The organism is Mesorhizobium sp. M0060, from assembly GCF_040323155.1.
GTDB lineage: Bacteria > Pseudomonadota > Alphaproteobacteria > Rhizobiales > Rhizobiaceae > Mesorhizobium.
This window is the reverse complement of sequence record NZ_JAMYUP010000028.1, coordinates 1-19,905: the sequence shown is the minus strand read 5'-3', so window position 1 is coordinate 19,905 and position 19,905 is coordinate 1. Positions and strand designations below refer to the sequence as shown.

Annotated in this window: 16 protein-coding genes and 1 pseudogene; 12 read left to right on the top strand and 5 right to left on the bottom strand. The window is 62.1% G+C overall.

Features of this window, described 5'->3' with window-relative positions; all coding sequences use genetic code 11:
- Nucleotides 1–26 precede the first annotated feature (26 nt).
- The 9 genes from NKJ94_RS23335 to NKJ94_RS23295 all read left to right on the top strand — a co-directional run bounded on the left by NKJ94_RS23335 (nucleotide 27) and on the right by NKJ94_RS23295 (nucleotide 9,173).
- Nucleotides 27–707, top strand: coding sequence for an isochorismatase family protein (locus NKJ94_RS23335; RefSeq protein ID WP_352528244.1), 681 nt, complete (start codon nucleotides 27–29; stop codon nucleotides 705–707).
- Entirely contained in the window at nucleotides 707–1,456 is a 750-nt protein-coding gene (locus NKJ94_RS23330) for an SDR family NAD(P)-dependent oxidoreductase (protein WP_352528242.1), read from the top strand. The genes NKJ94_RS23335 and NKJ94_RS23330 overlap by 1 nt, the downstream gene beginning before the upstream one ends.
- Entirely contained in the window at nucleotides 1,457–2,629 is a 1,173-nt protein-coding gene (locus NKJ94_RS23325; RefSeq protein WP_352528240.1) for an ABC transporter ATP-binding protein, read from the top strand. It abuts the gene before it with no gap.
- Nucleotides 2,626–3,801: an extracellular solute-binding protein gene (locus tag NKJ94_RS23320; RefSeq protein ID WP_352528238.1), complete on the top strand. Its 1,176-nt coding sequence runs from the start codon at nucleotides 2,626–2,628 to the stop codon at nucleotides 3,799–3,801. The genes NKJ94_RS23325 and NKJ94_RS23320 overlap by 4 nt, the downstream gene beginning before the upstream one ends.
- A gap of 103 nt (nucleotides 3,802–3,904) precedes the next feature.
- The gene (locus NKJ94_RS23315) at nucleotides 3,905–4,846 is read left to right on the top strand and encodes an ABC transporter permease (protein WP_352528236.1); all 942 of its coding nucleotides are present in this window, start codon (nucleotides 3,905–3,907) and stop codon (nucleotides 4,844–4,846) included.
- Entirely contained in the window at nucleotides 4,843–5,685 is an 843-nt protein-coding gene (locus NKJ94_RS23310) for an ABC transporter permease (RefSeq protein ID WP_352528234.1), read from the top strand. Before NKJ94_RS23315 ends, NKJ94_RS23310 begins: the two co-directional genes overlap by 4 nt.
- A gap of 36 nt (nucleotides 5,686–5,721) precedes the next feature.
- Nucleotides 5,722–6,456 carry an SDR family NAD(P)-dependent oxidoreductase gene (locus tag NKJ94_RS23305; RefSeq protein WP_352528232.1) on the top strand — a complete coding sequence of 245 codons (735 nt, stop codon included), beginning with the start codon at nucleotides 5,722–5,724 and terminating at the stop codon, nucleotides 6,454–6,456.
- Between the two features lie 63 nt (nucleotides 6,457–6,519).
- Nucleotides 6,520–7,935 carry a dihydropyrimidinase gene (gene hydA / locus NKJ94_RS23300; protein WP_352528230.1) on the top strand — a complete coding sequence of 472 codons (1,416 nt, stop codon included), beginning with the start codon at nucleotides 6,520–6,522 and terminating at the stop codon, nucleotides 7,933–7,935.
- Entirely contained in the window at nucleotides 7,932–9,173 is a 1,242-nt protein-coding gene (locus NKJ94_RS23295) for a hydantoinase/carbamoylase family amidase (protein ID WP_352528228.1), read from the top strand. Before hydA ends, NKJ94_RS23295 begins: the two co-directional genes overlap by 4 nt.
- Nucleotides 9,174–9,192: 19 nt before the next feature.
- Here NKJ94_RS23295 and NKJ94_RS23290 read toward each other — a convergent pair whose 3' ends face one another.
- On the bottom strand, nucleotides 9,193–10,086 hold the full coding sequence (locus NKJ94_RS23290) for an IclR family transcriptional regulator (RefSeq protein WP_352528226.1): 894 nt from the start codon (nucleotides 10,084–10,086) through the stop codon (nucleotides 9,193–9,195).
- Nucleotides 10,087–10,532: 446 nt separating this feature from the next.
- Between NKJ94_RS23290 and NKJ94_RS23285 the strand changes: the two genes are divergently transcribed.
- Nucleotides 10,533–12,425, top strand: a complete 1,893-nt coding sequence (locus NKJ94_RS23285; RefSeq protein ID WP_352528224.1) for a LacI family DNA-binding transcriptional regulator — start codon at nucleotides 10,533–10,535, stop codon at nucleotides 12,423–12,425.
- Between the two features lie 69 nt (nucleotides 12,426–12,494).
- Here the strand turns inward: NKJ94_RS23285 and NKJ94_RS23280 are convergent, their stop codons facing one another.
- Nucleotides 12,495–12,833 (bottom strand): excalibur calcium-binding domain-containing protein, encoded by a 339-nt coding sequence (locus tag NKJ94_RS23280; RefSeq protein ID WP_352528332.1) that lies wholly within the window; start codon nucleotides 12,831–12,833, stop codon nucleotides 12,495–12,497.
- An 852-nt stretch (nucleotides 12,834–13,685) separates the two neighbouring features.
- Between NKJ94_RS23280 and NKJ94_RS23275 the strand changes: the two genes are divergently transcribed.
- Nucleotides 13,686–14,714 (top strand): IS110 family RNA-guided transposase, encoded by a 1,029-nt coding sequence (locus NKJ94_RS23275; protein WP_352528222.1) that lies wholly within the window; start codon nucleotides 13,686–13,688, stop codon nucleotides 14,712–14,714.
- Nucleotides 14,715–15,150: 436 nt separating this feature from the next.
- Here the strand turns inward: NKJ94_RS23275 and NKJ94_RS23270 are convergent, their stop codons facing one another.
- Genes NKJ94_RS23270 through NKJ94_RS23260 form a run of 3 tightly spaced genes read right to left on the bottom strand, consistent with a single transcriptional unit; the run spans nucleotide 15,151 to nucleotide 19,060 of the window.
- Entirely contained in the window at nucleotides 15,151–17,214 is a 2,064-nt protein-coding gene (locus NKJ94_RS23270) for an AAA family ATPase (protein WP_352528220.1), read from the bottom strand.
- The gene (locus tag NKJ94_RS23265; protein ID WP_352528219.1) at nucleotides 17,211–17,741 is read right to left on the bottom strand and encodes a hypothetical protein; all 531 of its coding nucleotides are present in this window, start codon (nucleotides 17,739–17,741) and stop codon (nucleotides 17,211–17,213) included. The genes NKJ94_RS23270 and NKJ94_RS23265 overlap by 4 nt, the downstream gene beginning before the upstream one ends.
- Entirely contained in the window at nucleotides 17,741–19,060 is a 1,320-nt protein-coding gene (locus tag NKJ94_RS23260) for an SIR2 family protein (RefSeq protein ID WP_352528218.1), read from the bottom strand. Before NKJ94_RS23260 ends, NKJ94_RS23265 begins: the two co-directional genes overlap by 1 nt.
- Nucleotides 19,061–19,430: 370 nt before the next feature.
- On the opposite strand from NKJ94_RS23260, the pseudogene NKJ94_RS23255 reads away from it, so the two are divergent.
- A pseudogene (locus NKJ94_RS23255) lies at nucleotides 19,431–19,808 on the top strand (hypothetical protein); the annotation flags it as partial.
- Between the last annotated feature and the right edge of the window lie 97 nt (nucleotides 19,809–19,905).

Sequence of the window (19,905 nt, the reverse complement as noted above, 5' to 3'; positions counted from 1 at the left end):
TCGAGGCGGCATTCCTGGAGAACGATATGCAAGCTACGCAGATGGTCCATCGCCTCGGCAACGCCGAGCTGCTCGAACAATACCGCAAGGCGGGCTTTGCCGGGCGTGTCGGCTGGGGCGAGCGGCCGGCACTCCTTGTCATCGACATGGCGGGTGCGTGGACGCGAACCGAGGAAGAACTCGGTTCCGACCTCGGCCGCGTGACCCAGTCCATCAAGGGCCTGCTCGCCGTGGCGCGCGCTCGGAGCGATGTCCCGGTCATCTTCACCACGATGGCCTACGATGCCAGCCAGTCCGACCTGCCGGCGGTGACCCGCCTGAAGACCCCGCACAGCCGGAACATGATACGCGGCTCCGATCGCGTCCGGCTGATTGCGGAGCTTGAGCGGCGCGATGACGAAGCGCTCATCGAAAAGCCACGCGCCAGCGCCTTCTTCAACACCAATCTGCTGAGCATCCTGGTTTCGAAGAAGATCGATACCGTCGTCATCACCGGCTGCAGCACGAGCGGCTGCATTCGCTCGACCTGCGAAAGCGCGCTGGATTACGGTTTTCACGCGATTGTCCCGGAAGAAGCCGTCGGCGACCGTTGCGCCTCGGCGCATGTCGCCAACCTGTTCGACATCAACGCCCGCTACGCCGACGTTCTGCCTCTGGCCGAAGTCCTGGCCCACCTCAAGCGCGACATGCGGGACGAGGCGGCCTGATGGGCGGGCTCCAAGGCAAGACCGTCATCGTCACCGGCGCGGCGCGCGGCATCGGCCGCTGCATCGCTGAACGAGTGGCCGCGCAAGGAGGCCATGTCGTCGTCGCCGACATCCTGCTCGACGAAGCGGCTGCCGTCGCCGAGGCGATCCGCTCGGGCGGAGGACAGGCCAGCCATAGCCATGTCGACATCACGGATCCCGAAAGCGCCATGCAGCTGGCCGAGGACGTGGTCGCGGCGCATGGCCGGATCGACGCGTTGGTCAACAATGCCGGCCTCGATGCGCCGCATGGGCAGGCGGCGACGATCGATGAGGCCCACTGGCGCCATGTGCTCGAGGTCGATCTCAACGGCGCCTGGTGGTGTTCGCGGGCGGTTATCCCGGGGATGATGGAAAACCGAGCCGGGCGGATCATATTCGTAAGCTCTCTTGCCGCGCGCGTCGGCTCGCCGACGCTTTCTCCCGCCTATGCGACGGCCAAGGCGGGCCTGATCGGACTGACGGTATCGCTCTCCTCCCAGTTGGAGCCGCACGGGGTACTGGTCAACGCCATCACTCCCGGGCCGACAGGTGATACCGGCCGGCCCTATTCCGATGAAGGCAGGAAGGCCTATCTGGCCGCCCATCCGCTGGGTTTTGGCGGCGCTCGGCCAATCGCCGAAGGCGTTCTGCATCTCCTCGGCAAGGGCGGCGACTGGATGAGCGGCAGCGTGCTCAACATCAGTGGCGGACATTTCCGGGGGCTTTGAATGTACGTCGATCCGTTCTCGAAAAGGACAGGTGAGGTGAGCGTGTTGCAAGCAGAAGCGGCCATCACCTTCAAGGACATCTCGAAAGTCTTCACCTCGAGGGCAGGCGCTACGCCGGTCATCGATAAGCTGAATCTCGAAATCGGCGAAGGGGAGTTCTTCTCGCTGCTCGGGCCGAGCGGATGCGGCAAGACGACGGCACTGCGGATGATCGCCGGTTTCGAGCGTCCGAGCGGCGGCGAACTTCTGCTCGGCAGAAATCCGGTAACCGGCATCCCGCCGCACAAGCGGGACGTGAACATCGTGTTTCAATCCTACGCGCTGTTTCCGCATTTGGATGTCTACGACAACATCGAATACGGACTGAGGCGCAAGGGTGTCGCGCGCCTCGAACGTCGCCGGCGCGTCGAGGAGGTCCTCGATCTCGTTCAGCTCCGCGATCTCTCCAAGCGACGACCTGCCGCCTTGTCGGGAGGCCAGCAGCAGAGGGTGGCGCTGGCGCGCGCCCTGGTGAACCGCCCGCGTGTTCTTCTTCTCGACGAGCCGCTTGCGGCGCTGGATGCAAAGCTGCGGGCGACGATGCAGACGGAGTTGCGACGAATCCAGCAGGAGGTCGGGATCACCTTCGTGTTCGTCACGCACGACCAGCACGAAGCCTTCGCGATGTCGGACCGCATCGCGATCCTGAATGCGGGGCACCTGGAGCAGGTGGGCACCCCGGCCGATCTCTACCACCGCCCGGCAAGCCGCTTCGTTGCCGATTTCGTCGGCCAGTCGAACTTCTTTACCGGGAGCGTATCGAGGCGAGGCGATCACCGCCTCATCGAGATCGCCGAAGATGAATTCATCTGGCTTCCAGCCCATGGCGGGCAGGGCGCCAACACCGTCCTCGTTCGTCCCGAGAGCGTCGAACTGATGCCGCTCGGAGCCGAGCCGCGCGCCGATCTTTGCCGGGTCGGCGCGACGGTGGTGGAGCGCCAGTTTCTCGGTTCGCACCACTGCATCATGGCCCGGACCAGACGTGGCGAGACCGTCACCTGCACAAGCCGGATTGCGGATGCTGCCATCGCGCCCGGAGCCGAAGTCTGGGTCACATGGCACCCCGATCACAGCACAATAATCCCGGATCAACCGGGAGTTCCAACAAACCTCAAGATGGAGAACCGACCATGAACGACAGCAATGGGACTATCCGGATACTTGCTTCCCAGGAATGGACGCGAAGAAACTTCCTGCGCCTGGCGACAATGGCCGGTGGCGCAGCGGCGCTGAGCGTCAACGGCATCTCGGCCGCCTTTGCCGAAACCGATCTGCCGGCGCATGCCAAGGCGGCTGCAGGCGCCGCCAAGCTCGGCGACAGCCTGTTCATCTACTCCTGGGCAGGCTACGCCAACCCGGCGGTGCTTGAAGGTTTCAGCGCCGGCGCCGGCCCGAGGGTCCAGGTCGCCACCTTCGATTCAGTCGAGGCGGCCATCGCGAAGCTGGAAATCTCCGGTTCCGCCGACTACGACATCGTCGTGCTTGGCGACGCCTACGTCAAGCAGACGGTCGAACGCAAGCTTATCCAGCCGCTCGACCACGCGCAGATCCCGAACCTCGAAAATCTCCGCACCGATTTCCGCGATCCTCCGTTCGATCCCGGCAATCGCTACACGGTGATGAAGAATTTCGGCACGATCGGCATCCTCTACAATCACACCGTCGTCAAGGATGAGATCAAGAGCTGGGACGATTTCTTCCGCGCGGCGGCATTGCCTGATGTCAGCGGCCGCGTATCGGTCCTCAACGACCAGCCGAGCGTTTTCGGGCTGGTCTTCTGGCGGGAGGGCAAGGACTACAACACCGGTGACGTGGCGCGCCTGGAACATGCCAGGGACGTGTTGCTCAAGGAACTGGTGCCGCATCTGAAGGCCTTCGACGCGAACCCGGTCCAGGGAATGCTGAACGGCGACTATGTCCTGGGGCAGGGCTATCTCGGCAGCTGCCGTCATATCTTCGAGCAGGACCCGGACAGCTACACCTGGGTTTACCCGACTCCGCAATGCGTGATCTGGAGCGATCACTACGCGGTGCCGACCGGGTCCAAGAACGTTACGGCGGCTCACGCCTTCATCAATTACATGCTCGACCCGGACGTTGCTGCCGAGGAAGTGGCCTTCATCGGCTACGACACCGGTGTGAAGGGCGTGGTCGAAAAGCTCCCCGCCAACCTCGTTCGTAAGGACATGATTGTGTTCCCCGACGGCGTCGCGCAACGGCTCGTCTTCCAGCAGGTCGAAGGCTCCAACCCTTCGAAGCGGATCGAGATGTTCAACGAGATCAAGGCGGCGGCCTCGCGCGGCTGACCGCACCAGCGGACGGCCCGGCAACGAGCCGTCCGCCCCAATCCGCTGCGTTTGCCTGATCGGCGATGCAGCGGCCGTCGGGCCGTCTCAAGGAATGGCATCCGTGCACGCAGCAGCCGAACGGCATCAAAGCATAAACTGTCCCGCGGTCTCGGGCCGCCTGGGGCGGATGGTGCGCGACTGGTGGCTGGTGGTCCTGCCCTTCGCGTTCTATGCGGCGTTCTTCATCGTCCCGGTCCTGCTCATCGCGCTGCAAAGCTTCGCCACCTACAATGGCGAAGGCCACGGCGCGGACGCAGTCGCCGGCGCTCTGACCTTCGACAACTATCTCAACGTCTTCACGCCGACCTTCCGCCTGGTGTTCGCCGCCAGCGTGCAGAATGCGCTGCTCGGTACGGCGCTCTGCATCGCTGTCGGCTATCCCGTCGCCTATTTCATCAGCACGCGCTGTCCCGACCGGCTGAAGCCGTGGCTGCTTGTGCTGGTCGTGGTGCCATTCTGGACGAGCTACCTGTTGCGGATGCTCGGCTGGCGCATTCTGCTTGGCGGCAACGGCATGGTCTCGCAGGCGCTTCAAGCGGTCGGGCTGCTGCGGACGGGCGAAAGCCTGCTGTTCACGCAAACCGCCGTGCAACTCGGCCTGGTCTACAATTTCCTGCCGATGATGATCCTGCCGATCTACGTCTCGATAGACAGGCTTTCGAAGGATCAGCGTGAGGCCAGCCGCGACCTCTATGCCCGGCCTTGGCAGACCTTTCTGGGCATAACGCTGCCTCTGACGGCGCCCGGCATCACGGCCGGAGCGATGATCGTCTTCATCACCATGACCAGTGACTACGTCACCCCCGAACTGATGGGCGGCGCCAAGGGCATGATGATAGGCACCTTGATCTATTCGCAATTCCTGCAAGGCGAGAACTGGCCGCTGGCCTCCGCAATGGCCCTCTCCCTGGTGGGAGTGGTCGTCGCCAGCGTGCTCCTCATGGCGGGAGCGGCATCGGCGATCCAGCGCCTGCCGGCCTTGGCGAGAAAGTTGACCCGATGAGCCGCACCGTACCCGGACCAAGATCCATCATGCTCGGCCTGTGGTCGCTTCTCGTGGCCGTCTTCCTGTTTGCCCCGATCGTGGCGGTGCTGGCCTATTCGTTCAATGTCGGCGACTATCTGATCATCTGGAAGGGGGCGGGTCTGCGCTGGTACGGGCGCGTGCTTTCCGACCAGAACATCCTTTCGACCCTGCGCACCAGCGTCACCGTGGCGCTCGGCACAGCGATCGCAAGCATTGTTCTGGGTTGCGTGTGCGGGACCGTTCTTGCGCGCCGGTCGGCAGCTGTCGCCGTCCCGCTCAGCCTGCTGCTGCTGGTGGTCCTCTCCTTTCCGGAGATCGTCAAAGCCGTCGCCTATCTCATCTGGTTCGTGAAGATCGACCTCGATGCCGGGCTGGTGCGCATGATCATCGCGCATACGCTGTTCGGCGGTGCGCTTGTGGCGTTCATCGTGCGTGCGCGCCTCAGCGCGCTCGACCCGAGGCTCGAGGAAGCGGCCACCGATCTCGGCGCGAGCCCCGGCCTGGCGTTCATGACGGTTACGCTTCCGCTCTTGACGCCGGCCTTGGTGGTCGGAGGACTGCTCGCCTTCACCATCTCCTTCGACGACGTCATCGTCTCGCTGTTCGTCAGCACCGCGAAGACCACGCCCTTGCCTGTCTACATCCTGGCTTCGGTGCGGCAAGGGCTGAAGGGAGATATCGCCGCGATTTCGGCCCTGATGTTCGGCCTCACAATCCTGGTCTTCGCGGCGGCAGGGCTCTTTCTCGCATGGTCGGGCGCGTCAAAGCGCAACGCCGTGCTGATGCTTGCCGGGCAAGGTGAAGCCGCCGCCTGAAGTCGAAAAGCCACAAACTGGAAGGACGTAAAAAACATGACCGCACAGACTGTTGCCCTGGTAACCGGGGCCGGCTCCGGAATTGGAGCCGCCACTGCCATCCTGCTGGCCGGCAAAGGCTATCGCGTCCATGTGCTGGACCGCGACGAGGCTGCACTTGCCGCGCTGCCCGAACTGGACGGGCTGCAACGCGTGACGGTGGACATTGCCGACGAGTCGGCGCTTGGCGAGGCGGTCGCCCGCATCGCCGCCGCCGAAGGCCGGGTGGACGCCGCCGTCGCCAATGCCGGCATAAGCTTCACGGCGGCGCTGGAGCAGACCGGCGCCCAGGATTGGGATGCCGTCATGCGGGTCAATCTGCGCGGCGTCTATCTTCTGGCGCGGGTCACCGCGCCCTGGCTGGTGAATTCCGGTCGCGGCGCCTTTGTCGCCACGGCTTCCGAACTCGGCACGGTCGGGCAGGTGGGTTTGAGTGCCTATGCATCGGCAAAGGCGGGCGTCATCAACCTGATGCGGGTGCTGGCGCTGGAATATGCTCAGCGTGGCGTGCGCTTCAACGCGGTGGCTCCAGGCGGTGTGCATACGCCCATGATGGAGCGCGAGCAGAAGCGCCTTGGCTTCACAGTCGAGGACGCAGCCAGGAACATCCCGCTGGGGCGGCTCGCCCGGCCGGATGAGATTGCACCCGTCATAGCCTTCCTGCTGTCGCCTGAAGCCTCGTTCGTGACCGGAGCCGTATGGGTCGCCGACGGCGGCTACACCGCCCGCTGACCACGCCAGCAATTCGTGCGCATCCCCAGCCCCGATGCGCGCCGAGCAGACAGGAACGGAAAAGTGGATCTGATAATCAAGAACGGAACTGTCGTCACCGCGTGCGACACGTTCGCGGCCGACATCGGGGTCACGAACGGCCGCATCAGCGCGATCGCCGACACGATCGACGGCGGCGGCGGGACGCAGATCATCGACGCGGCCGGGCGCCTGGTGATGCCTGGCGGCGTCGATGTCCACACACATCTCGATACGCCCGGCCTGCTGGCCGACACGGAGGACGATTTCCTCAGCGGAACGATCGCCGCCGCGCATGGCGGAACGACGAGCATCATCAATTTCTGTCCGCAGATCAAAGGCCGCGGGTTGTTGGAATCGTTGGCAGAACATCGCCGCCGTGCCGATCCGAAGGCAGTGATCGATTTCGCGCTGCATTCCATCGTTTCGGATCTTTCGGAACGGACGCTGGCGGAATTGTCGGCGCTGCCCGGCGAAGGCGTCACCAGCTTCAAGCTGTTCATGGCCTACAAGGGCGACACCATGGTTGACGATGGTACCTTGATCCGGGTGCTGCACGAGGCACGGGCGAACGGTGCGCTGGTCATGGTCCATGCCGAGAACGGTGAGGCCGTCGAATATCTGCGCGACAGCTTTGCCGGCCAGGGTAAATTGTCGCCGCGCTACCATGCGCTCAGCCGCCCGCCCCGAGTCGAGGCCGAGGCTACGGCGCGTGCCGTCGCCCTTGCCGAACTGGTCGGCGCGTCAATCTACATCGTCCATGTCAGCTGCGGCGAAGCCTTGGAGGAGGTGGTCCGAGGGCGGCAGCGCGGTGTGGCCGTGCATGCCGAGACCTGCGCGCATTACCTGCACATTACCGATGCCGTATTCGAAGCTCCGGGGTTCGAGAGCGGCAAATATGTCTTCACCCCTCCGCCGCGGGCCAGGCATCAGCCGAAGATCATCTGGGACGCCATCGCGCGCGGCGATCTCGAAGTCGTCTCGTCGGATCACGCGCCTTATAATTTCCACGGCGGCAAGGACAAAGGACGCGACGATTTCAGGCAGATTCCCAACGGCGCTCCCGGCATCGAGGAACGCATGACGCTGGTCTGGCAGGGCGTGGCCAACGGAGATCTTTCGCAGAACCGTTTCGTCGATCTGGTGGCGACGACGCCCGCCAGGATCTTCGGGCTCTACCCGGCCAAGGGGACAATCGCCGTCGGCGGCGACGCCGACCTGGTCATCTGGAATCCAGACGTCAGACGCCGGCTGACGCAAGCCGACCTGCACTCGGCCGTCGACTACACGATGTTCGAAGGAATGGAGGTTCTGGGCGCGCCCGAGACGGTCATATCGAGAGGCGACATCATCATTCGGAGCGGCGCATTCAGCGGCGCGGCCGGACGCGGCAGGTACATCCATCGCGGCACGGCTTCGACGCGAATTCGTCCGGCAAAGCTGGAGGCGCAACGGTCATGACGGCACAAATCATCATCGATCCCAAACTCGTCGAGCACTACATCCTGACGCTGGCTTCGTACGGTTCCTACGGCGACACTGGGGTGTGGCGAACGGTCTATTCGCCGGAATGGGTTGCGGCCACCAACCAGTACGCCTCGTGGTGCGGGGATGCGGGGCTCACTGTCAGCCGCGACGCGGTCGGCAATGTCTGGGGCAGGTTTGAGGGATTTGACGCAGCATCCTCCAGCATCGTTTCGGGCTCGCATATCGATTCGCAGAAGCCCGGAGGCCGCTATGACGGCGCGCTCGGCGCTCTTGCCGGGCTAATCGCGGTCAAGGCGCTCAAGGAGCAGTTTGGGCAACCACGCCGGTCGATCGAGACAGTGGCATTCTGCGAGGAGGAATCCAGCCGCTTTCCCTCGGCGAATTTCTGGGGCTCGCGCGCCATAACCGGGCGCATCAAGGCCGACGATCCCGACAATACGATCGGGTTCGACGGAGAGACGGCGGCGGAGGCGATGCGGGCGGTCGGCCTGGACGCGAAGCGGATTCCGGAGGCCCGGCGCAACGACATCGATACGTTCATCGAGCTTCACATCGAACAGGGTCCCATACTCGAGGAGGCAGGAATGCCCGTCGCTGTCGTCAACGCGGTGACGGGGATCAGGCACTACAGCGTGGATTTGCGCGGCACGCAGAACCACGCCGGCGCCTTCCCGATGGATATCCGCCGCGATCCGATGGCCGGCTTCATGGAAATCGGGTCGCGCGCCGTCGATACGGCGCATCGATGGGGCCGTCCGGCGGTAACGACCGTCGGGCGCGTGGTCGCGGAGCCGAACGCCACAGCGGTCATTCCCTCCAGAGTGCAGTTCACCATCGATGCGCGCCATCCCGATCCGGAGCGCTGCGAACGGCTCTATGCCACCCATGAGGCAATGATGCGCGAAGTGGCCACTCGCCGGAATCTAGACCTCGACTGGTCGGTACAGATCGATCACCGGCCATGCCGCAGCGACCCGGCGGTCGTTTCCATGCTGCAGAAATGCGCAGCCGAACAGGAGATACCGATCCTGACCATGGCCAGCGGCGCCGGCCACGACACGCAGCAGATGGCCACCATCGCAAAGGTCGCCATGATCTTCGTACGCAGCAAGGAAGGCCGCAGCCATACGCCCGAGGAGTTCTCCTCGATCGCCGACATCGTGGCCGGCATAAGGCTGTTGGCTGCCGGCATCCATAAGCTCGCCTACTGAGGCGTCCTGCCGCGGGTCTTTACAGGGCGGGGAAACTTTCCGGTGGCCGAGCCAGGGTCGCGCGATGGATTTCGGTGGCGGCCCGGATCATCTCGGCCGCCACCTTCTTCTCCTCGGGCAGGAAGCTGTCGATCATGAACGAGCAGTTGAAGATGAAGGAAACCTGTCCGTCACGGTCGAAGATCGGCAGGGCGATCGCCATGATGCCTTCCGTGAATTCGCCTTGGCTGAGCGCATAGCCGCGCTCGCGCGTAGCAGCGACGGACGCCCGGATTGACTTGGCGTCAAGCGGTGTCTTCGAAGTGTAGCGGGCAGGCGTCCAATGCTGCATCCAGAGATCGAGCCGCTGCGGCGTCTGCCAGCCCAGATAGGCTCGCATCTGGGCGCAGGCGTCACGCGGAAAGCGATGTCCGATCGGAAAGGATATTTCCATCGACTTCGAACCGTTGAACTTGTCGATGACGATGAAAGTATCGTCGTCCATGGGCTGGGTCAGCAGGCATGGGATATCGATGCGCTGCACGAGCGCACTGAGGCTGCGCCGCACCGCATCCAGAACCGGAGAATTGAGCAGGCTGGAGGCGGTGGATAGAAGCCCGGAGTGAAGACGGTAGGTCTTGGACCTGGGATCGAACTTCAGCCACTCGAAATGCACCAGCGTCTTCAAAATCGAGTGACAGTGGGTCTTTGAAATATCCAGTGCTGCTGTAAGGTCGACAAGCGCTGCCTCATGTGGCGGCGTGTCGTTGAGAAACTGCAGAATCGCAACTGCATTCTCCAGCGCGGGCACCAAGCCGGGCGGCTGTTTTACGACGCGTTCACTTGCCTGCGGTGCAAGCAGCCAGTGAGTGCCGTCATGGTGAAGTTCCGCCCTGGAAGAGCGTTTGGGAATGTCGTCGCGAGAGCGGCTCAAGGTAACCAGTTCTATTCAGCCAAAAGAGTTCTTCTTATAGAATGAAGTTCTCTGAATAGCCATACTCGGCGCAGCGCCGCCCGAGAAATTGGCGGGAGTCCTTTCACCAACGATCTGAGAGCCGGGCGGGCAGCCGCAATCGCTTCGCGTCTGAGCATCGGCTGGCAGGTTGGTCGCTGGCGACAGATTGGTACGTCTAAAACGAGCCCCACTCCTTGTCTGGTTTTTCGAGCCGGGATAAGGCGCCGCCCGATGAGCCGGCCGGCCAGAGTTCGCAGATCCGGCGCTTCTTCCAAAATCGACGATAAGGACTTTGAGGAAAGAGCGTGCACAAGCTGGGCGTTGGCAGTTTGAGAACGCGCCGATATGCGGCACAACGGTAAAATGCAAAGCCGGGCCGGAAGCACGATCTGACCAATGTCAGGTCGCAGGAGGACAAAGTAGCCGTGACGCAGAAGGGGATCACCTTGAAGGACGTTGCCGCCGCTGCCAACGTGTCGCGCGCCACGGCGGCGCGCGCGCTCAACAGCTACGGCTACGTCGGCGACGAGACCGCACTGCGGGTTCTGGAAGCCGCCGAAAAACTGGGCTATCGGGCCAATCTCGTGGCGCAGGCCCTGCGCAGCGGTCAGTTGCCGATCGTGGGCTTCGTGCCCGGCGACATCCAGGCGCGCATCGCCCACGACATCGAGGTTGAGCTGCGCAAGCACCGCCACAACCTGCTGATTGCCAGCAGCGAGGAAAATGTCGAACAGGAAAAGGAGCTGCTGGAAAGCCTGCGATCGCTGAGCATCCGCGGCTTCATCCTGGCGCCGACCTCCGCAACCGACAGCGAGCACATCGTCCAGTTGGTGCGCGAAGGCGCGCCGGTCGTGCTGATCGACCGCGTCGTCAAGGAGGTGCACTGCGACAGCGTCGTCGTCGACAACGAGGGCGGCGCCGGCGAGGCCGTGGACTACCTCGTCGCCAATGGTCATCGACGGATCGGACTGCTGCGCGACGAGTCGCGCATCTTCACCGCGCAGGAACGTCTTGCCGGATACCAGAATTCATTGCAGTCGCATGGCATTGCGCTGGATGAATCGCTGATCAGCGTGTCGCGCTCGACCGTCGAACATGCCGTCGAAACCACCATCCGCCTGTTCAGCCGCCGCAACCGTCCGACGGCGCTTTTCACGGTGGAGAGCCTGATGACCCAAGGCGCGCTTCTCGGTCTGCGCTCGATGGGCCTGTCTATCCCGCACGACGTGTCGCTGGTCGGCTTCGACGACTTCAATCTCGCCACCTTCACCGATCCGCAGATCACCGTAGTGGCACAGCCTATCTACGAGATCGGACCGCTCGCTGCCAAGCTGCTGCTCGAACGGCTCGCCGGGAAGAAAGTTGCGCCGCGTCACGTCCGGTTCCCGACGCGCCTCGTTGTTCGTGGCTCGGTCGCACACAAGCGCTGGTCCGGCGACGTGATGGATATGCGCGATGAAACGCATGCCAATGTGCTTGACGAGATCAATGCAAGGCAATTGGAGGCGCGGCTCTCTGTGGCCCTCGCGGTCCTGGCAGGAATAGCGGGGTTCCTTGTCGGGACAAGGCTCGGAGGGGCTGCACCTTTGTTGGGCGTCGCCGCATTTCTACCGGGCATGCTGATCGGCAGATGGTTCGACAGCTATCGCCGGGTAAGCGTGCTCTATTACGATCTCGAGCAAGACGCCGAGGCCGCCTATGGCCGCCTTGTTAGTGCGTTTGAAACGCTCACTCGTTGCGACGGAAGATGGCATGTGGCGGCCGGAGGCAAGATCCAGGATCTGACAACATGGAAGCGCAATGCCGGGGCCAGCATGCTGGTCGACAAAAAGTCCACGACTCTTGAAAGCACGTTGCCGAAAGTTGTTCGTAGTAACGTGACCCCGCCTTCAATCCACGTTGGCCGCCAAGTGCTCTATTTCATGCCGGACCTCATCCTGGTGAAAGACGGGAACAGATATGGCGCCGTCGGCTATGGTGATCTGAGGACACAGTTTGCTCCGAGCAATTTCATTGAGACGGGCAAGGTTCCTTCCGATGCTGAGGTGGTCGGGCATACATGGGTCCACCCGAACAAAAGCGGTGGGCCGGATAGACGCTTCAAGAACAATAGGCAAATCCCCGTGTGTCGCTACGAGGCCTTGCGACTTTCAAGTGCGACCGGATTGAACGAACTGGTTGAATTCTCGAAAACAAATGTCAGCCAGCCTTTCTGTCAGGCGCTATCGGCGCTCGCCCAGCTGCATCGAAGCTCTGGTAGCCGGACGATAACGATGGAAGCCCGTCCAAATGGATACGTTAGGCTGACGCGGTCGTAGCCGTTTATCTACTGACGTTGCTCCGGCGACCCAGGATGTAGTGGTAAAGAGCTGGCACGAACCGAACAATCAGCAGTGGCCCTCACAGGAGGCCCCGTCTCCATCTCGATCCAGCTTGGGGCCCCAGGAGCAATTGTTGAGATACCAGTGCGCTTCCTCACACGACGAGATTTGAGAGCAATAGCGTCGAGGTTGGCATGAATAGCTCTGTGCTACTTGGCCCTGGTTGATGAGGCCGAAGTGACGCTCCGTTGCCGGCTTGTCGGCATGCTCCGCGCGCCAGTCCCAAGGTACTTCGAAGGTGCCAATCCAGACTCCGACCTTAGCCCCCTCGGCCGCAGTCTGTTGTTGCGCGTACGCCCCGTGGCTATACCGAGGCCAATCGAGGGCCTGGCCGTGTTCTACCATCCAGGGAGCGACGCCAACCCCATCTGCGCGACGACAATCTCCGACAAAGCGGTGATACCTAAGATGCGGCCAAGAAGGTGTCCAAGGCCTCGGCGGATCGACGACCGCATGGATAATCCACGCCACTGCCATCTTTGCAGAGCTGACGGCTTTCAGGTGCATCGATGCCATTGAGCCGGATGCGCTGCCCGTGAATTTCGATTGTATCGCCGTCCACAACCGAGGCTGCGCCGTAATCGCCGTTGGCCCGGATGCGGTCCAGTTTGCTATTGTCGCGGCAGTTTGGTTCTGGCTGTTCCCCACGGCAGAATAGGTATAGCCAGCGATGATTGCCAAACCGGCAAGGGAGAGTGCAAAAATGCCAATCTGAGAATTGCGACCAGAAAAAACTCGGCGACCGCGCTTGGAGCGAGACCGGCACCGGCGAGAATCACTATCGCTCCTCGATTTCCACCCCCGGTGCGCGAGGAAGAGCGAGACATGTTTATCAGGCCATTCCTCTCGTTACTTGCCCCCCTTCTTTGTCATAGCCTTTCGACCGAGACCTATGCAAGGGACACGCGTTCGGGGTTGAATTTTCAAGGTATGATCAGCTGCGTCGAAATTGTCAGCACGCTTCGGCGCGCGTTCGAAGCTGTACTCGTACTCGCTCTAAAAGCAGAAGCGAGGGGCCGGCAGCGGACCTCCGCCGACTAAGAATGAAGGACTGTTTGCGCCAATCTCGGAAGTTGAGGTCGCCTTTGCTACTAATTGAAAGCAGATGGGGTGGATGGCTCCCGCTCCCGTTGAAGGCATTTTGATGCTTTGAAGTGGTGCTGTCGCAGCGACCACACGAAAGAGGAGCCATCCGTTATGCAAATCACCACCATCGGCCTCGATCTGGCCAAGAGCGTCTTTCAGGTCCACGCCGTCGATGCTGAAGGACACGTTGTTGTCCGCAAGGCGTTGCGGCGGGCGCAAGTCCTGCCGTTCTTTGCCAAGCTTCCCTCCTGCCTGGTCGGCATGGAGGCTTGCGGCACCTCGCATCATTGGGCACGCGAGCTGACAAAGCTAGGCCACGAGGTGCGACTGATGCCGCCAGCCTATGTGAAGCCCTATGTGAAGCGGGGCAAGACGGATGCGGGGGATGCTGAGGCGATCAGCGAGGCGGTGACGCGGCCGACCATGCGCTTCGTGCCTGTGAAGTCGGCCGAGCAGCAGGCGACGCTGGCGCTGCATCGGACGCGAGATCTGCTGGTGAGGCAGCGTACGCAGCTTGTGAACATGCTGCGTGGTCTCCTGGCCGAATTCGGGATCGAGATGGCACGTGGCCTGCATCATGCCTTGCGATTGGCGAGACGGCTCTCCACCGACAAGGCCCCGGAGCTGCCACCGCTGGGTCGGCTGGTGGTGAGGGGATTGGCGGATCAGATCGGCACTATTCAACTCCAACTCGCCCGTCTGGAGAAGGAGCTTCTGGCCTGGCACCGCTCCAACGAGCTGTCGCAGCGTTTGGCCACGATCCCGGGCATCGGTGTGATCTCGGCAACGGCACTGGCTGCTTCTGTTATCGAGCCTGAGCGCTTCCGCTCCGGCCGCCAGTTCGCCGCCTCGCTCGGTTTGACGCCACTCCAGAACTGCTCGGGAGGCCGGGAGCGGATGGGCCGGATCTCGCGAATGGGTGACCGCTACCTGCGTCGGCTGTTGGTGGTCGGCATGACCTCGCTCGTCCGACGGGCGAGGATACAGCCAGCATCGGTTGATCCGCGCCTGTCTGCAATGTTGGCACGCAAGCCGGCACGTCTGGTCACGGTGGCTGCCGCCAATCGGACGGCGCGCGTGGCCTGGGCGATCATGACGCGCGGAGGAACCTACCGGCTACCGATCAGCGCCGCAGCCTGATCTAATCCGATTCCAACGAAGCAAGACGCAAAGGAGCAGGAAGTTCACCAGTTGCAAGGGCGAAGAGATGTGATGGCGAACCGGTCATACCGGGAGCTGGGATAACCCGTGCGAATGTCGTGGGCGTCCTTGCCCGCAAAGCAGAGGGGGACCCGACTCGCGGATACCATCAAGGCCAGCGGTCAACATGAACGACTGCATCGACAGGCCGGACAGAAGACTGCACCTGACCCAATCGTCAAAACTCAAATAACCCCTTGCACCGCGGGAGCCATCCACAGAGGACATTGACGCGACAAGTCTGGACATTGTGAGGGAGCGCCTGGAGCGTTTTGCCATTTGCGGAGGTTGGAGACAGCGTAGCGCACGTAACGACTGAACTTGGGCGCGGCCGTTTTCTCCTAACCTAGTCTTAGAAACTAGACTGTCACTTGCTTCACGTCGCCCCGACAACCTGAAGCCCACCGCGCAACACGCCAACTGGCATAGGTGGAACATCCTCAGCGGTCAGGACGCTCGTCGCGCCTTCGGGCCCAAGGTCGATATCGTATCTGCGACCGGGCTCGTCGGTCGTGCTGACCAAGCGCCGGCAAAGCAGATCGGCCAGGGCGGGATCCTCGACCGCGCAGATGATCTGACGGCGATCGAGACGGAGCGCGGCAAGCACCTCAACGAGATGGAGCGCCCGGAAGTCGTCGATGTGCTGGACCGGATCATCAAGAAGGAGGGAGCGGAAAGGCGTCCAGGCGCGGGCCAGATGGACGGATAGCAAGAACGCCAATCCCGCCGCGCGCCGCTGACCGCTGCTGAATACGAACTGAGGGTTCAGGCCATCCCCGACCCTCAAGCTGAGGAACCGCCGGACATCGCCGCGGATACTATAATCGATCGTCCGCCAGTCCGCGTGTGGGCGCAGACGCTGGTAGAGTTCATTAAGCAAGGGGCTGATCTGCGCCAGCCGCTCGTCGATGATCTCAGCGCTGACGCGTTTGACCGAGCGTTCAATGTCGCGGGCATGCGATAAGGCAGCTTGCGACTGGTTGACGGCATCGGCGATTTTGTCGAGCTCTTCGCGCAACCGTTCGATGTTTCTCTCGATCGAGGCCATGCGGGAGACCGATTGGGACGCCTCGAGGATCAGCAACGCTCTCTCGAGGTTGATCAATTTGTCGCGTTCGGCTTCGAGATGGCCTTCGAGGCTATCGGGATCATTAAGAAAGCGCTGGTCTATGTTCCAGCGATCGAAGAAGGCTGCCTGTGTTTGCTCCGCATCGCGCAAGGCGCGCTCCTCTGCCTGGTGGGCAGCGACGTCGGCCTCCGCCATCGCGAAGGTGGTAGAGCACTCGCGCGCCTCGTCGCTGGCCGCAGCTAATGTCTTCCGCGCGTCCTGTACGCCGGAAGCGAGGCTCGATATGCGCCGCCGCGACGCTGCTAGACCGGCGGCGAATTCCTCAGAGGTCCGATGGGCAGCACAGAGAGGGCAGTGCTCGTCATGAACGCCAAGTCTCTCACCATGCTCGATCAGAATAGCGAGAGAGGCGGCCACCGCATCAGCGTCCTCTTCTCGCTCCAGTAACGCCTCGGCGGCAGAGACCGCCGCGTAGGCGATATCCTTTGCCTCCCTCGCAGTTTCCAACTCCGCTTTCGCGCTTTCACGCACCGCCGCGGCATCCGGGGCATTGAAGGTCTGCTGAAGCGCAAGGAGTTTTCGCCCCGCCTCGACCGCTTCGGTCATTCGAGCCGTTCGAGCACGCCCGTCAGCAAGGGCGCCACGAGCGGCTTCAAGGCGTGCGATCATCTCCGCGGGAGCATCGGGAACGACGGCGGCCACTGTTGCCAAGGCGGCCGCAACATCACCCGTGCGGCTGAGAGAAGCCTGGATCTCCGATTGCTGGGTCAGGCGTTCACCCAGCCTCGCGCGTGCGGTTTCATAGGCAGCTTCGTTGCGGGTGTGAGCAGCGTCTGCTACTGTCACGACCTCTCTAGCTTTCGCGGTGGCTTCTGACCCTTCAAGGGCTCCGAGCGCAGAGCGGACGAGATCGAAACGCTCGGTCTCTGAAAGGTCCAGGCTCAACGCGGCGATCCATTCGTCGCGAATGATGGACGTGCGCGTCAGTTGGCGCAGTGCGTCGTCAGGTGCAGGGCCGGTGCATAAGGCCGCCTGGATCTCCTCTGGCGATCGGTCGGCGCCTCCTTCGCGGGTTCGCGTGACCGAAAACGATTCTCCATCATCGTCGCGGATGAACGAAGCCGTAACGTAATACGCCTTCGGCACCCCTGCGCCGCGCCACCAGAGATAGTCGGCGAGGCTCTCCTTGGCGGCCTTCTCGACCGCGTATTTTTCCATGAGTCCGGTAATAGCGAACTCGACGGCATCGCACAGGGTACTCTTGCCGACGCCATTGCGGCCCGTAATCACCGTGAAGCCGCCGCCGAAGTCTATCCGCACCTTGTCGCGGAAGCCCCGGAAGCCGCAAACTTCTACGTAGTCGAGCCTCATGATTTGGCTCCCAGAATACGTGCAACGTCTGCCGCGGTCGTTTCGTTTAGGAACGCCGTTACGGCGTCGGCGGGCACATCCTTCAATCGGGCTCGGAGCCGGTCTTCGAAGTTTGAAGCACCCAGCATCGGCTGCGATCGGATTGCCATCAACGGGAGAAGCGACCTCTCCACGTCTTCAGCCGTCGTTATTGACGTGCGAGCGATCTTGCGGGTGAGTGTGAAATCCTCTTCGATCCGCTCAATGGCGCGGGCGAGCGAAGGCGCGCGATCGGCGGTGAGGAAGACCGAGTAGACGTTCCAGGCCTTGGTCCCAGCACCCCGAAGCGAGGCAGCGTGACGCGCCAGCGCTGTCTTCTGACTTGTCCGCCATCCGGCCATGAGCGCTTCGGCGCTTTCGAACACATGAACGAAGCCCATGACTGCGGCGCTTTCGAAACATGTGACCGGGCCCTGCGGGCCAGACCAAGACCATGTCTCGTACTGTGCATTGCGCAATGCGATTTCCGCTTGCGTCGAGATGTCCATCAGATGTCCAGCTCCGCTATTGCACCGTTGACATCGTACCAATCTCCAGCTGCGTCTGGGCGTATGAAGTCGCCGGTTCGACCACCCCGGACGACATTGCTGGGAAGGCCGAGATCGGTCGCGCCCACTGCCACGACGATGTCCGAGGCGATAGTAACGGGAGGTTCGATGAACTTCGTCCTCAGTGAGCCCAGAATCGCTTCGGCGCCGTTAATGACCCGGATACTGCGACCGTTTAGATCGTAGCCATCCGGCCGCTGTGTCGCGCCTGCCTGACGCAGCAACAGATGGAAGTATCCCAAAGCCTCAACGTTACCGGGCCGGATGCGCGTCGCCGGCTGTACGGCCGGGACACCTTCAGCATCTCGGCGCAGCCCGTACAAAGTCTCGCTGTCGTAATCGGCGACATTGAGCCATTCGGGGTTGCACTGCACATTTGTCGAAGCTTCGAAGACGGCCTTGCCAGCGGCCAGGACTTGGCGAAGGTAATTCAGTGAGAACGCCCGCCGCAGCTCATCGAGGACATCGGCTCCCGACTCGCGTACATGTTCGAAATGAACATTCTCCGCATGTGCGATCTGCCAGAGTTGGGGTGCCTTTGCTGCCAAGGCATCGATCGGCGAGAGATCGACAACGGTGACAGAGAGTGGTTGGACATCCGCAAGCGCCCCGCCGATCACAGCGTTGAGGTATTCCCAGTCAGACCAGAAGCCGACGACTAACAGATCCTTCTGCCGCAGGTTGGCCGCCATCCAGGTCTTGCTGCGCTCGATGCGGGCCGAAATGACCGGGTCTTGAAGCTGCGATGGTGCCCAGACTGTCGAAGAGGGATCGCGGTGCGCACAACCATGAAACTTGAGAAGCGGCGCTTGGCGGACCGCGTCGGCGTTGGCTTCGTCGCCATCAAGGGAGCCGCGGAAGGCGGCTCCGTAATCCCAGGCTCTCCGTTCAATGAGTATGTCGTAGTTGCTTGATATGCCTGCCACGGCTGCCCGGGTGAGCAGGAAATCTGCGATCGCGGCGTGACCCGGGTTGGGCGGCCGCACGAATGCGGGCCATGGCACCAAATGCTCAATGAAGACGGACTGAAGCGTGCTCGTGACCACGAAATGCTCAGCTAGCGCCTCAAGATTGTCGCGCAGCCCGATATCGCACGCGGGATCAACTTCAAGCTGGTACTTGTCGAAGCAGCGTTCCGCCACGGTTCGAGCCGAAGGCAAGCTGCTGGGCGGGGCCATAGAGAGGCCGGCCCCGCAGACGACCAGCAGGCGGCCAGCATTCATTGATGCGAGAAGTCGCGATAACGTCTCCGGGCTCAAATCTCATTTCCCCCAAAACAAGTCTTAAATTAGATTTACCTGATCACAAACGGTAATGTGAAGTCCATCGGCTCTTTCAGCTTTAATACGGGATTGCTGAAAAGTAGGCCACGGCAGGGCTGGGCCATATGGCAGCTCATCGCAACTTAGATCGCCAAACCGGACTGACAGCTTCCGGCCCCAAAGCCGCCACGCGGCAACGCACTGTGAGTTAAACTCTGCCGCTTCCTGTTACCCGAAATTGCAAGCGGCCCCGCCATCGTGGTTGCGCCTTTAGGGCATCGTGGTTCAGACCGCTGGCGGATTAGAACTCATGTTGGCTCTGCGATCGGCTCATCGCTGCCGACAATCGGTGACCTATATAAAGGGCATGTCCACGCGCCGAAAAATCAATGCAACAGCGAAGCTGATTGGAGAGTGGCCTTTAACCCCGGCTGCAACGCTTGGATCGCCCGTCAGAGCGAGGGGTGTTTTTCTCGAAATACGCGCCCGCCTTCCAACGGATTTCAGGAAATTGCTCAATATCGAGTCCCGCGTGCTTACCCTGCGCCTGTCTGAGGGCGCCGAGAATGATGTGCAGGTGGTATTCGGGATCGTATCCGAAGCACTGCAGAATATCGAAGACCTGCCCGTAATCCCCCGTGAAATCGAGGACATTCTGACGATCTCGACGGCCGAACGGCACCGCTGGCTGAAAGATGGTCGCTTGCAGAGCGCCGGGACGAAAACGGTGAAACTTCGTAAGCGCCACGCCGCTCCCCTCGTGCGGGGCATGAGGTGAATGTGCGAAGAATCCCCCCGATCGCGAGAGACGGAGGGCCTACGTGGGAGCAGACGGCAAAATG

Bases quoted from the DNA above. Each gene is read 5' to 3' on its own strand.
- NKJ94_RS23335 (WP_352528244.1), top strand. From the start codon at position 27: ATGCAAGCTACGCAGATGGTCCATCGCCTCGGCAACGCCGAGCTGCTC.
- NKJ94_RS23330 (WP_352528242.1), top strand. From the start codon at position 707: ATGGGCGGGCTCCAAGGCAAGACCGTCATCGTCACCGGCGCGGCGCGC.
- NKJ94_RS23325 (WP_352528240.1), top strand. From the start codon at position 1,457: ATGTACGTCGATCCGTTCTCGAAAAGGACAGGTGAGGTGAGCGTGTTG.
- NKJ94_RS23320 (WP_352528238.1), top strand. From the start codon at position 2,626: ATGAACGACAGCAATGGGACTATCCGGATACTTGCTTCCCAGGAATGG.
- NKJ94_RS23310 (WP_352528234.1), top strand. From the start codon at position 4,843: ATGAGCCGCACCGTACCCGGACCAAGATCCATCATGCTCGGCCTGTGG.
- NKJ94_RS23305 (WP_352528232.1), top strand. From the start codon at position 5,722: ATGACCGCACAGACTGTTGCCCTGGTAACCGGGGCCGGCTCCGGAATT.
- NKJ94_RS23295 (WP_352528228.1), top strand. From the start codon at position 7,932: ATGACGGCACAAATCATCATCGATCCCAAACTCGTCGAGCACTACATC.
- NKJ94_RS23280 (WP_352528332.1), bottom strand. From the start codon at position 12,833: ATGGTAGAACACGGCCAGGCCCTCGATTGGCCTCGGTATAGCCACGGG.
- NKJ94_RS23275 (WP_352528222.1), top strand. From the start codon at position 13,686: ATGCAAATCACCACCATCGGCCTCGATCTGGCCAAGAGCGTCTTTCAG.
- NKJ94_RS23270 (WP_352528220.1), bottom strand. From the start codon at position 17,214: ATGAGGCTCGACTACGTAGAAGTTTGCGGCTTCCGGGGCTTCCGCGAC.
- NKJ94_RS23265 (WP_352528219.1), bottom strand. From the start codon at position 17,741: ATGGACATCTCGACGCAAGCGGAAATCGCATTGCGCAATGCACAGTAC.